The organism is Streptomyces sp. NPDC000880 (genome assembly GCF_053599675.1).
In genome coordinates, this window is record NZ_JBSFMS010000037.1 from 1 (window position 1) to 12,165 (window position 12,165).

The window sequence follows — 12,165 nt, forward strand, 5'->3', positions numbered from 1 at the left end:
TCACTTTCCGCGGCGACGCGATGGCACTGCTCGACGACGACGTGTACCGCAGGCTGGCGGCCCGTGCGGCCACCGCGGGCGACGAGGGTAAACGTGCGGCCAATGCTTCCCGGTGATGAGCAAGTCGTGGGTGGAAGGGTCCACGGCGATGCCGTTCACGTTGCCGGGACTCCGAGCAGCGGGCGGAAGATCTGGGAGGGCGCCGATGTGCAGGGTCGCCTTCACGCGCCCTGTGTCGGGATCGATGCGGGCGATGTCATCGGTGGGCCAGACATTGGCCCACACGTCCGTGCCGGTGCACTCAAGCTCGTTCAGCCCGCTTACGGGCCCGTCACCGTCGTGGACCGCGATCCGGCCCAGCAGCTCAAAGGACTGCGGGTTGCGCAGCGACAGGGTTGCGCTGCCGTCACTCATCATGAGCCGGCCCCGTGCTCGATCGTGGCACAGGCCCCAGCCCTCACCGTCGTAAGTCACCCGGCGCAGCTCGGCCAGGGTCCGGCCGTCCCGGAACACGGCCGTATGCTCACGCCACGTCAGATGCCACAGCCCGCCGTCGGCTAGGGTCAGGCCTTCGCCGAACCATGAGGCGGGCAGTGCCACGCGTCGGCTCACCCGGCCCGAGGACAGATGTGTCTTCTGTACCCAGGACTGCCGGTACATTCCGGAGCTCTCGTACAGCGAGCCGGCCAGAACTTCCAGGCCCTCGGTGAAGGCGCTGGCGTCATGCGGCAGTACCTGAATCACCTTCGCTTCCAGTTCCATTGGATCGGCGGGCACTGCCATACGGCCAGCCGGGGGCACACCGGTCAGCCCAGAGAACACGATGAGGCATGCACTGACCGTCAGACCCCGTAGGACTACTGACCGTCGCGATCCAATGAGGGGCACGAGAGGCCTCCAGGGCAGAGCGACAGGACGACCCCCAGGGCAGGAAAGGGGCCATCCGGCCACCGTTAGCCAAATCTACTTTGGGAGCGCGGAGAAGGCCCGTCATCCGTGCGGCCGGCCCCGAGCAGCTTGGCTAGCTCCTCGGGGCCGAGTTCTTGGTTTCCGGCGGAAATGCCCAACGGTCACTGCACGTCTCCCCAGTAGCCAGGGAGCGCCGTGACGTGGACGCCCTCCTGCTCCGACATGCGGGTCACGTTCGGGTCGGCGCTCCAGACGCTGAGATTGGCGAACTGGCGGTGGGCGGCGCGCAGACGTTCCCGCTTCACCACGGCTCCGGGCCGGTAGTCACCGCGGCACCGCATCAGGACCAGGGTGGGCGGCACGTCGTGCAGGGCCAGCCAAGCGGCTACGTCCTGCTCCAGGCGCCGGTCCCCACCGGTCATGACGAGGACGGTCGCACCCCTCTCGTGCGCCCGCCGGGCGGCGTTCACGACGTCGTGGTTGGGCGGGCAGCCGAGGCTCGCGCGGTGGAACGCCGAGGCGTCTTGCGCCAGGTGCCGGATTCCGGAGACGTCGATGAGACCGCCTTCGAGGTCGAAGGCGACAGCGGCGCGCGGGGCGACAGCCGTGGTCGCTGGGCCCTCGTTGTAGACGCGGATGATCTCTTCGGCCTTGGTGGTGCACGGCTGGCACATCCCCTTGTGGCCGCATATCGCCGCAGCGAGGGCGTCGACGGCGCCTGTCGAGGCGATGCCGACGAGGGCCGCACCCTTCCTCCGGTGGTTGTCGCACGCCCGGGTCTTGCCCTCGCGGGTGCCGCATGCGATCAGCGCGACGAGCTGCTCGAGGTCGACCGTGGCTGATGCCGTGTCAGGCACGGCGGTGAGGGTGGGGCTCATCGGTAGCAGTCCTTCGGGGCGCGCGACTTGTGGTGTGAGATGGTCTGGAGGTCGTTCCCGACGTGCTCGTACGCGGTCATCAACTGACACGCAGTGCAGCGGTAGGCGACATACCGGCCCAGGGGATCGGTCCGGGACGTCGGGTTGCCCTGGCGGCCGCCGGCCAATCCACTGCGCGGCCAGAGCACCGTCGATGGCACGGTGGTCGACGGAGAGCACAAGCGTCATCTGCGTCGCGACCTCAACGGCGCCGTCGACGACGACCGGTACCGGCCGTCCGGCGCCTACCGCGAGGATGGCGGAGTGCGGCGGGTTGATGATCGCCGAGAACTCATCGACGCCGTACATCCCCAGGTTGGTGACCGTGAGGGAACCGCCCTCCAAGTGTCCCTGCTGCAAGGTGCCTTCGTTGGCCTTCCCTACGTACGTCTTGACCTCACGCGCGATCGCGCTGGGAGACATCCGCTCGACTGAGCGCAGGACCGGCGTGACCAGTCCGCGCTCAGAGGCAATGGCCACCGCGAGGTCCACCGACTCGAACTGCCGCATGCCCTCGTCGGTCCAGATCACGTTGGCGTCGGGGACCGCCTGGTGCGCGACCGCGACCGCCCCGATCACCAGGTCGTTGACCGAGATCTTCTGTGGCGACACCTCGTTGAGCTGCTTGCGCAGGGCGAGCAGGCCATCGATACGGGCCGTCCGCTTGACGTAGAAGTGCGGGACCGTCTGCTTGCTGGCGGTCAGCCGGCTCGCCACGGCGCGCCGCAGCCGGGTGTGGGGAACGTCGCGGAAACCGGCGATCTGCGGCTGCGGGCCTGCCGTCCGCACGGGCTGGGCGGGCACCGGCTGGGCGGCCACCGGCTCGGCCGGCACGGGCTCGGCCGGCACCGCCACCGCACGGGCTTCCTCGACCGCCCGCTCCACGTCCCGGCGCACGATACGGCCGTGCGGACCGGTACCGCGGACCTGGTCGGTCGTCAGGCCCGCCTCTTTCAGAATCCTGCGCGCCAGAGGGCTGATGAACACCCGGGCGTTCTCCGACTCCGTGGTGACCGGCGGAGCCGTCTGGGTGCTTGGCGATGCCTCGGACGGTGTCGCCGGCGTCTGCTCCTCGCCGGTCGGGCCGGCCAAGACGCCGAGCTCCGCCAGGAGCTGTTCGACGTCGGCTCCAATCTCCGACTCGTCGCCGACGAGCGCCATCGGCGCACCGACCTCGACCGTGGAACCATTGGGGACAAGCGCGCGAAGGATCACCGCGTCCGACTCGGCCGCCACCTCGACCAGGGCCTTGTCGGTCTCCAGGACCACGATGGGGTCCCCGGTCTTGTACGGGGTGTTCTCCTTCACCAACCACTCGGACAGGACGGCTTCCGTCGCTCCGGCGGCGACTTCGGGCACGCGAAGCAGCGTTGCCATGGTCTACTCCTAGCTCTCGGGCCGTGAGGTCAGTTCGAGGCGATGTCGCGCAGGGCGCTGACGACTTCTTCGGTACGAGCGATCGCCGCCCGCTCCAGGACCTTGCTGATGCTGGGCGACGCCTCACCACCGGTGACGCGCTCGATCGGGGCGTCGAGCCAGTCGAAGAGGCGACGCTGGATCTCATCCGCGAGCCACCCGCCGTAGGACGTGCCCTTCGCCCCCTGTTCGACGATGAGCACCCGGTTGGTCTTCTTGATGCTCGTTTCGATGGTGTCCCAGTCGAGGCTGGCCCGGTCGAGCCAGCGCAGATCGATGAGGTCGGCCTCGATCTGCGGCACCTGGTCGAGCGCTTCCATGCAGTGGTTGACCATCGACAGGTAGGAGATCACCGTGAGGTCCCCTCCCTCCCGTCGCAGTGCCGCCTTGCCCACGGGAATGCGGTAGTCGAGATCGTCGACCGGTCCCATCCCTGTCGTCGTGTAGAGATCGACGTGCTCCAGGACGACCACCGGGTCGTCGCAGGCGAGCGCGGTGTTCATGAGACCCACGTAGTCGAAGGGGTTCGACGGGGCGATCACCCGTAGCCCCGCCGCCGTGGTCAGGACGCCGGCCGGATCCATCGTGTGCTGCGATCCGTACCCGGTTCCGGCCGCGAGCTTGGACCGCAACACGAACGGCACGGCGCTGTCGCCGCCGAACATGTGCCGGGCCTTGGCGACCTGGTTGAACAGCTGGTCGGCCGCCACCCACATGAAGTCGGCGTACATGAACTCGACCACCGGGCGGAACCGGCCGTCGAGAGCCATGCCGCCGCCCAGGCCCGCGAACGCGTTCTCGCTGATGGGCGTACCCAGCACCCGATCGGGGGACGACTCCAGCGCCCGCTTTGTCGCGCCGTTGGTCCCGCCCCTGAGCCGGTTGACGTCCTCGCCCATCACGACGATTCGCTCGTCGGTCTCCATCCGGCGTCCGATCACGTCGCTCACGACGTCGATGAACCGTCGCTCCTCCAGCTTTCCGGAGAAGGTGGCGGCCTCTTCGTAGCGGCTGCCGTCAAGTTCGCTCAGGTCTCCGCGGACACCCGCGTCGACGAACGTGCTGTCCGGCCAAGCCGCGGGCTTGATGCGGCGCTGGCCGGGCTTGCCGCCCGGCGCCTGTTCCAGGAGCGAGTCGCCGATCTCCTGCATCACCGCCGCCACCTGCTTCTGCGCGGCCGTTATTTGCCGCGCGGTCGCGAGCTTGCGGCGGATGACGTTGGCTCGCAGCTGCTCCAGGGGGTCGCGGTCACGCCATGCCTTCTCCTCGGCCTTGTCCCGGTAACCGAAGGCGCTGCCGGGGTAGGCCCCGTTCTGGTGGAAGTACCGGTACACCTCGGCCTCGATGATGGTCGGGCCGCGGCCGGCGCGCATGTGCTCGAGGGCTTCGTTCATGGCCAGGTTGACGGCGAGGGCGTCCATGCCGTCCACTCGCCAGCTGGGTATGTTGAACCCGGCCCCCCTGCCCGACAGCCTGGGCTCCGCCGTTACCTCGCTGACCGGGGTCGACACGGCGTACAGGTTGTTCTCGATGAAGAAACAGATGGGCAACCGCCAGGCCGCCGCGAGGTTGAAGGTCTCCAGGACCGAGCCGATGTTCACGGCACCGTCACCGAAGTAGGTCACGGTGACAGCGTCCGTCCCCGCGTGAAGCTGGTTCCAGGCGAAGCCGGCGGCTTGCGGGACACCGCCGCCGACGATGGCATTGGTACCCAGCGCCCCGGCCTCCCGCCACTGCAGGTGCATCGAACCGCCCCGGCCGCGGCAGAAGCCGTCGGACAGACCGCAGATCTCGGCAAGGGTGCGTCGAAGCACCGTGCGTACGTTGTCGTCCAGCTCGGGCAGCCCCTCGGACTTCTCGGGCAGGACGTGGCCGAATGCCTTGGCGAGGAACTGGTGATGTCCGCGGTGCGTGCCGTTGACAAAGTCGTCGCTGCGCAGCGGCAGCAGGGATCCGACCGCGCCGCCCTCCTGCCCGATGCTCGAGTGCACGGGACCGTGGATGAGACCTTCACCGGCGAGTTCGAGCGCGTACTCCTCGAATGCCCGGATCCACAGGCCCTGGCCGAGCATCCCCAGCAGCAGGGCGGGATCCGCGACGTCCCAGTCATCGGCTGAGGCGCTCAGCTCGACCCAGGGCGAGCTGGGGGTCAGTGGGTTACGGCTGGGCATGGGCGCTCCCTGAAAAGTAACTGAACACCTTGAATGGATCCATTTTAGTAACGTAGCTCGTCCGAGCCTGGCTGTTTCCCATAGACTATGCGCCGCAGCACACACGAAGGCAAGCTCAATGGATCCATTTGGAGAATCATGCCAATCCCAGGACTGACGGGCCTCGACCACATCGGCCTCACCGTGCCCGACCTCGCTCAGGCACGCGAGTTCTTCGTGGACGTGCTCGGGTGCGAGTACATGTACGCTCTGGGCCCCTACCAGGACGACGGTCACTGGATGAGCGAGCACCTGGGGGTCGACGACCGAGCGGTGATGCGCCGGCTGCACTTCTTCCGGTTCGGCGGTCAAGCGCTGTTCGAGGTCTTCGAGTACGAGGCGTCCGACCAGCGCACGCAGACGCCCCGTAACAGCGATGTGGGCGGCCACCACGTGGCGCTGTACGTCGAGGACCTCGACGCTGCGATCGACGACCTGCACCGGCGCGGCCTGCGGGTACTGGGCGAGCCGACGACGAGCAAGGGCGCCAGCGAAGGCCAGCGGTGGGTCTACTTCCTGTCACCATGGGGGATGCAGTTCGAGCTGGTGTCCTACCCCAACGGCAAGGCCTTCGACCATAACCCGCAGGCCTTCGACTGATCAGGAGTGTTGACAGGAGTGAGGCAAATGTCCGACGGGAACGGCACCCTGCGATCCGCTGTCGCCAGTCAGCGGATCGCCGACCAGCTGCGTGAGCGCATCCTGTCGGGCCAACTGGCCCCGGGCACGCGGATCATCCAGGACGAACTCGCGGAAGAACTGCGAACCAGCAGGCTGCCGGTCCGTGAAGCACTGCGCATCCTGCAGTCGAGGGGTCTGGTCACCCTGCGCGCCAACCAGGGCGCCTGGGTCACGCAGATGGACATGCGGGAGTGCGAGCTGAGCTACAAGATTCGTGAGCGGCTGGAACCACTACTGCTCGCCGAATCGGCGCCGCACCTGACGGACGCGGACGTCGCCGAACTGGCCGAACTCCAGGAGCACATCGAGCAGACGCACGACGTCGAACAGTTCCTGGTGCTCGACCGGCAGTTGCACTGGGCGACCTACCGGCATCACCAGGCGGACGGGCTCGCGAACATCGTCGCGCGGTTGTGGGACACCACGCAGCACTACCGCCGAGCCTTCACACGGCTGACCGCCGACCAGCGCAGGTGGATCATCAGCGCTGAGCACCGCCTGCTGATCGAGGCGCTGCGTGACCGCGACCACCGGTCCGCCGAGCGGATCCTCGAGCTGCACATCCGCCGCACGCGGGTCGAACTCTCCCGGCACCCGGAAGTGTTCGACACGGGGCCCGCGAGCGAGTGAGCCGTACCGGCGGCTGCGATCAACCGCTCACGCGGGGAAGCGACGAGATACGTCTTCCGGGGGGACGGAATGGGCGCCGAGGCCGGCGGGCCCTTCGGCCGCCGCCGTGGGCCATCGCTTCCGCACCGCGCCGTCACGCTGGGTCCTCGGGGAATCTTCAAGCCTCCCCGCGGGATCCTCGCTCAACACGCGGCCGCGCATCAGCAGGTCAGCGGATTTCGTTGGTTCCCCGAAGTAGCGGTGGCCTCACCCCACCGGTCCGCTCGACATGTGCGCGTCGCGCCCCTGCCACACGCTGTAAGCATGACCAACGATGCTCCAGAGGCGTTCCACCCCGCCCCCATCGTCGTCCTCGGCGTCGTGCCGGGCGACCCGCCGTTCCGCGTGGTGGAGATCAACGGGGAGGTGGCCGGGCGTGCCTACGACATGCTGGATGTGATCAGGCTGGCGCACCGGGCGGGGCTGACCGATATCGACCTCGACGATCCCGCGGTCGTGAGATGGGTCGGCGGAGACAAGTACAAATGGGTCCCCTGAGCGGGCAGGTTTCTGGCGTATCCGGGTCATGCCCCCAATAGGGGTGGTGACGAAATGTGCCCTCCGTGGTGACGATATGCGGGCGCGTACGAACTTTCGACGCGAACGGAACGGGTCAGCCCCCACGGCGACTTCCATGCCGCCAACCTCCCTACCCGGGCGTCATCCTCGATGCCAACGACACGGCACGCTTGCGGGCACCGTGATTTACGCGCCGTGCGGTGTCTGGTACTTCACCAGGTGACGGGCAGTCCGTGTAGTCCTCGCAGGAGGCTCGGGCGCCATTCAGCAGGGGTGGATGGGTGCGCCAGGGCGAGGTGGGGGAGGTGTTCGAGGAGGGTTCGGAGTGCGATTGCGGCTTCCATACGTGCCAGCGGTGCGCCGAGGCAGTGGTGTATGCCGTGGCCGAATGACAGGTGGGTGCGGGTGTTGGCGGGATCGCGGTGGATGTCGAAGCGGTCCGGGTCGGGGAACAGTGCCGGGTCTCGGTTGGCGGCGGCCAGGCTGAGAATGACGGGGTCGCCCTGGGGGATGGTGGTGCCGGCGATCGTCATTGTTTCGACGGGGTAGCGGTAGGCCGCGGCCAGTGCGGGGGGCTCGTAGCGCATGGCTTCCTCCACGGTGCCTTCCAGGAGTGTCCAGTCCGCTCGTAGGGCGGCGAGCAGGGCAGGGTGGCGGAGTAGCAGGTGAACGGCGCTGGCGATCAGGTTGGCCGTGGTCTCGTGGCCGGCCACCAGGAGCAGGAAGGCCATGCCGAGCAGCTCCGGCGGTGTCAATGGCTCTTCCTGTGTGCTGTTGGTGTGGGCAAGGGCGTGCAGCAGATCACCTTTGGCTGAGCCGTCCGCTTCGTTGTGCGGGGCGGGCGGCAGGCTTCGCTTGGTGTCGATGAGCTCGGTGAGATAGCCGGTCATCGCCGAGGCGGCGGCTGAAGCTGCCTCGTGGCTGGTGGCAGAGACGATCTCGGCGGACCAGGCGCGAAAGGTGTCCCGGTCCGCGCTCGGTACTCCGAGCCGTTCACAGATCACGGTCACCGGCAGGGGGAAGGCGTAGGCGTCGACAAGGTCGGCCCGCCCGACCGGGATCATCGCGTCGATGAGGCCGTCGGCTATGTCCTGGACGCGTTTTCGCAGTGCCAGGATGCGGTGCCGCGTGAACTCACCTGCCACCAGCCGTCGTAGCCGGGTGTGATCCGGCGGGTCGACCTGCAACAGGTTCCGCCCGATCGCGTACCCGCCGTCGTGGGTCCAGGAGGCGGAGTGCCGGATGTCGTTGCGCAGTCGCTCGTCGGCGAGTGCGGCTCGTACGGCGGCGGCGTCGGTCACCAGCCATGCAGACTCCTTCGAAGGCAGCAGGACGTGGTGGACGGCACCCTGCGCGCGCAGTTGTGCGTAGCGGCTGTGGGGATCAGTGGTGAAGTGGGCTTGGTCGGGGACCAGTTCGACGAGTGTCACGGTGCCTGCCCTCCGGGGTCATGGACGTGCGACGGATGACTGCGGTAATGACGACCACTGACAACTGGGGGGTGCTCCCCGTTTGCCGGTCCTGACCGTAGCAGAAAGTGGGGAGTGCTCCACGGTTTGGGGTAGCGTGGAGCCGTGAGACAAGACGCGCAGCGCAACCGCCGACGGATCCTGGACGCTGCCCGGGAGGTGTACGCGGAGCAGGGCGTGGAGGCGCCCCTCGACGTGATCGCACGCCGGGCAGGTGTCGGCAACGCCACGCTCTACCGGCGGTTCCCCGACCGCGCTGCCCTGATCGAGGCTGTGTTCCACGACCTGCTGGCAGCGACACGTGAAGTGGGCGAGCGTGCCCGCGAAACCGAGGATCCCTGGACGGGTCTGGTCGCCTACGTGATGCACATCTTCACCGGACTTGCCGCAGACCGGGGCGTCACCGACCTGATGACCACGACCATTCCCGGCATTCCCTCGCTGGAAGACCTGCACGCCCACAACACCGAAACGTTCGGTCAACTACTCGCACGCTGCCGCGAGAGGGACATCGTCTGTGACGACGTCACAGTGGAGGACCTGCTCTTCGTCCTCGCGGCCCTCGGCCGGGCAGTGCCTGCCGCTGAGGCCGCATCCCCCGGCGCATGGCTGCGTCCACTGACCCTCTTCCTCAACGGTCTGTGTGCCCCCGCCGCGTCACTCCCCGGCACCCCGCTCGCCCCGCACCAACTGCAGCAGGCGCTGTCGATACTTCACTCGCGCTGACTCAGAGCCACATTGGTCGGGCGGAACCGTCGCGTCACGCAGTCCGGCGACCGGCGGCGTTGGTGTGGTCGGTGACGACGGCGGTTCGTCCGTGGCCCGGGCGCGGGGTGCTGGGGGCTCCTGAACCATCTGCATGGTCACCTCGTGGTCGGCGCAGCAGCCGGGGGCGGGCTGATTGCACCCGTCGCCCCTGCACCGCATCGTGCCGGGCACCGCGTCGCCCAGCGCAGTTCCAGCGCAGTTCCAGCGCCGACGGGCCGGCTCGGCGGCCGCGGCCGCCGGCCCCATAGCCACCAGCACGTCGGGAGGGCCCGCGCACGCCGGCCCGAGCACCGCCGCCGGCGCGAACGCCGGGGCTTGGTACCGCCGGATGAGACGGGAAGGACCGGGGCGCGGCCCGGCAGCCGCCGCGCCCCCGTTGCCCATGCCCTGGCTTCAACCGTGCCGGCGGCGTTCACGGACCGTGCGCGCGGCCGGCACGGGGCTCACGACGCGCGCCAGCCGCTCCAGCGCTGGACCGAGACTTCGATCACCGGTCCGCCGGGTGGCAGGTCGGCGTACTGCTGGTATTTCGCTGTGAGGAGGCTGATGCAGTGGGCGGCCTCGGGGGACCGGTCCGGTGACGGGAGCACTCGGGCTTCGCCATCGGCCCGGGCCCACCACAGGCGGTCCCAGTCCTCCTCGTAGTGGTCGGTCAGCAGGCAGACCGACGGGTTGGCGGCGATGTTGGCCAGGCGTTTCAGCCGCGTCGTCCGCTTTGGTTTGCGGTCCACGGCCAGCATCACCGTGTCGCCGTCCAGGGCGAACACCACCGGCACCAGGTGCGGGCGGGCCACCGTGTCGGTCGTCGCGAGGTGGGCGATGCGTGCAGCGGCGAACCGCTCCCGTGCCTCAGCGCTCGTCAGAGCGGGCATCGCACCCACCCCTTTCCGGCAGTCACGGCGGTCACGGCGGTTATGGCGGCTACGGATTCTCGGATCGGTCCCACGTTCCCGAGGCGCAGCGGTTTCCAGCGTCTCAGCGGTACGGGGCAGCGACTTCGGCCAGCCGGTCCAGGTACTCAAGCGTCTCCCGCTCGGGCATCGTCGGCACGTAGAGCAGCAGCCGCTCGACCCCCACACGGCTGTAGCCCTCGATCTGCTCGGGATCGTCGGGAACCGCGTACACCGTCACCGGCACCTCTCGTTCGGCAAGGGCGCGCAGCCGCTCGATCTGCGCACCGAGCTGCTGCGGCGGCACACTGTTGGCCAGCCACGCGTCTCCGAGCTGCGCGACCCGCCGGAACGCGCCCTCGCCGCCGCCGACGTAGATCGGCGGGTGGGGGCGCTGCACGGGCTTGGGCCAGGCGAAGACCGGATCGAAGTTCACGAACTCGCCGTGGAACTCCGCCTTCTCCGCGGTCCACAGCTCTCGCATGGCGCGCAGCCGCTCGTCGGCGAGCCGGCCGCGGGTGGAGGGGTCGGCGCCGTGGTTCCTCATCTCCTCACGGTTCCAGCCGACACCGACGCCGAAGATCACGCGGCCGCCGGAAATCAGGTCGAGCGAGGCCACCTCCTTCGCCGTGATGATCGGGTCGCGCTGCGGGATCAGCGCGATGCCGGTCCCCAGCAGCAGCCGCTCGGTCACCACACCGATCGCGGTCAGGGCGACGAAGGGGTCAAGGGTGCGGTAGTACATCTCCGGCAGCTCACCACCGCCCGGGTAGGGCGTCTGGCGGTCCGCCGGGATATGGGTGTGCTCGGCGATGAACAATGAGTCGAAGGCACGTTCCTCAAGCGCGGTTCCGAGCGAGGTCGGGCTGATGCCCTGGTCGGTGATGAAGGTCGAGACTCCGAATTTCACGACGGCTCCGTCGAGGGTCGAGTACGGGAAAGAACGAGTGGCACAGATCTGCTGACTACCCACCCCGGGCGATCCCGCTGCCATGACCACCCGGGAGAACCATCGCGGAGCACGGTTCCGGGCCCGCGGTCGCAAGAACGAGCCGGGGTGCCGGCGGACGCGCATCGGCGGCCCGCCGGTTCAGAACCCCGGCGCGGAGTCCGCTTTGGCAGGGCCACCCCTCCTTTGCCTCCGCCATCGCGGACCTCCTTGATCGGCGGGTCGCCCGCTGCGGTGACCTGCTCACCGCGCACATCACCGACTTCGGCGGTAAGCACGCCCGCCTCGCCGAGCGACTGCGGTCCCTGGACGAAGCCCCCCAGGCGGTCGTCCACGGTGACCTCTTCCCGGAGAACATCCTGGTGGACGACGATCTCCGGCCTTGCGCCCTGGTGGACTACGGCTTCCTGTCCACGGCCGGAGACCCCCGGTTCGACGCCGCTGTCAGTGCGGCGATCTTCACCACGGGAACCGAGCACGCACCGGAGATCACCCAGCTGCTCACCACGCGTTTCGCCGACGAGTTCGGCTACCGCGTCGAGGACCTGCTGTTGTACCGCGCCGCCTACGCGCTGGCGACGAGTGACGCCTTCGCCCCGGGCGGCGGTGACGAGCACTTCGCCTGGTGCACCTCGGTGCTCAACGACTCCGCGGTCGCCGACGCCCTGGATCCGGTGAAGAACCGACCGCGGCGCCCGGCCGGCCTTACTACCGCAGATGACGCCGGCGAACCGGGAACCGCCCGCCAGGCGCGCTCTCGGCACGCCG

The 12,165-nt window shown here is 68.6% G+C and carries 10 protein-coding genes and 1 pseudogene; 5 read left to right on the top strand and 6 right to left on the bottom strand.

Features of this window, described 5'->3' with window-relative positions; genetic code table 11:
• From ACWDO5_RS15020 to ACWDO5_RS15030, 3 genes are all read right to left on the bottom strand, one after another.
• On the bottom strand, positions 1 to 783 hold the full coding sequence (locus tag ACWDO5_RS15020) for a glutaminyl-peptide cyclotransferase (protein ID WP_450530707.1): 783 nt from the start codon (positions 781 to 783) through the stop codon (positions 1 to 3).
• Positions 784 to 1,070: 287 nt separating this feature from the next.
• A complete protein-coding gene (locus tag ACWDO5_RS15025; RefSeq protein ID WP_450530708.1) occupies positions 1,071 to 3,203 on the bottom strand; it encodes a 2-oxo acid dehydrogenase subunit E2 in 2,133 nt (710 codons plus the stop codon).
• 29 nt (positions 3,204 to 3,232) lie between these two features.
• Entirely contained in the window at positions 3,233 to 5,413 is a 2,181-nt protein-coding gene (locus tag ACWDO5_RS15030; protein ID WP_450530709.1) for an alpha-ketoacid dehydrogenase subunit alpha/beta, read from the bottom strand.
• 138 nt (positions 5,414 to 5,551) lie between these two features.
• Between ACWDO5_RS15030 and ACWDO5_RS15035 the strand changes: the two genes are divergently transcribed.
• The 3 genes from ACWDO5_RS15035 (at position 5,552) to ACWDO5_RS15045 (ending at position 7,300) form a co-directional block, all read left to right on the top strand.
• Positions 5,552 to 6,052 carry a VOC family protein gene (locus tag ACWDO5_RS15035; protein WP_450530710.1) on the top strand — a complete coding sequence of 167 codons (501 nt, stop codon included), beginning with the start codon at positions 5,552 to 5,554 and terminating at the stop codon, positions 6,050 to 6,052.
• 27 nt (positions 6,053 to 6,079) lie between these two features.
• On the top strand, positions 6,080 to 6,763 hold the full coding sequence (locus ACWDO5_RS15040; protein WP_450530711.1) for a GntR family transcriptional regulator: 684 nt from the start codon (positions 6,080 to 6,082) through the stop codon (positions 6,761 to 6,763).
• Between the two features lie 303 nt (positions 6,764 to 7,066).
• Positions 7,067 to 7,300 (top strand): hypothetical protein, encoded by a 234-nt coding sequence (locus tag ACWDO5_RS15045; protein WP_450530712.1) that lies wholly within the window; start codon positions 7,067 to 7,069, stop codon positions 7,298 to 7,300.
• 233 nt (positions 7,301 to 7,533) lie between these two features.
• Here the strand turns inward: ACWDO5_RS15045 and ACWDO5_RS15050 are convergent, their stop codons facing one another.
• Positions 7,534 to 8,751, bottom strand: a complete 1,218-nt coding sequence (locus ACWDO5_RS15050; RefSeq protein WP_450530713.1) for a cytochrome P450 family protein — start codon at positions 8,749 to 8,751, stop codon at positions 7,534 to 7,536.
• A 144-nt stretch (positions 8,752 to 8,895) separates the two neighbouring features.
• On the opposite strand from ACWDO5_RS15050, the gene ACWDO5_RS15055 reads away from it, so the two are divergent.
• Entirely contained in the window at positions 8,896 to 9,516 is a 621-nt protein-coding gene (locus tag ACWDO5_RS15055) for a TetR/AcrR family transcriptional regulator (protein ID WP_450530714.1), read from the top strand.
• Between the two features lie 485 nt (positions 9,517 to 10,001).
• On the opposite strand, the gene ACWDO5_RS15060 is transcribed toward ACWDO5_RS15055, so the two are convergent.
• Positions 10,002 to 10,430 carry a TIGR03668 family PPOX class F420-dependent oxidoreductase gene (locus ACWDO5_RS15060; protein WP_450530715.1) on the bottom strand — a complete coding sequence of 143 codons (429 nt, stop codon included), beginning with the start codon at positions 10,428 to 10,430 and terminating at the stop codon, positions 10,002 to 10,004.
• Positions 10,431 to 10,533: 103 nt separating this feature from the next.
• Positions 10,534 to 11,358 (bottom strand): LLM class F420-dependent oxidoreductase, encoded by an 825-nt coding sequence (locus ACWDO5_RS15065; RefSeq protein ID WP_450530717.1) that lies wholly within the window; start codon positions 11,356 to 11,358, stop codon positions 10,534 to 10,536.
• A gap of 101 nt (positions 11,359 to 11,459) precedes the next feature.
• Here ACWDO5_RS15065 and ACWDO5_RS15070 point away from each other — a divergent pair.
• Positions 11,460 to 11,858: pseudogene (locus ACWDO5_RS15070) on the top strand (phosphotransferase); the annotation flags it as partial.
• Between the last annotated feature and the right edge of the window lie 307 nt (positions 11,859 to 12,165).

Coding starts and splice junctions, on each gene's coding strand:
- ACWDO5_RS15040 (WP_450530711.1), top strand. CDS start 6,080: ATGTCCGACGGGAACGGCACCCTGCGATCCGCTGTCGCCAGTCAGCGG.
- ACWDO5_RS15060 (WP_450530715.1), bottom strand. CDS start 10,430: ATGCCCGCTCTGACGAGCGCTGAGGCACGGGAGCGGTTCGCCGCTGCA.
- ACWDO5_RS15035 (WP_450530710.1), top strand. CDS start 5,552: ATGCCAATCCCAGGACTGACGGGCCTCGACCACATCGGCCTCACCGTG.
- ACWDO5_RS15045 (WP_450530712.1), top strand. CDS start 7,067: ATGACCAACGATGCTCCAGAGGCGTTCCACCCCGCCCCCATCGTCGTC.
- ACWDO5_RS15020 (WP_450530707.1), bottom strand. CDS start 783: ATGGCAGTGCCCGCCGATCCAATGGAACTGGAAGCGAAGGTGATTCAG.
- ACWDO5_RS15030 (WP_450530709.1), bottom strand. CDS start 5,413: ATGCCCAGCCGTAACCCACTGACCCCCAGCTCGCCCTGGGTCGAGCTG.
- ACWDO5_RS15025 (WP_450530708.1), bottom strand. CDS start 3,203: ATGGCAACGCTGCTTCGCGTGCCCGAAGTCGCCGCCGGAGCGACGGAA.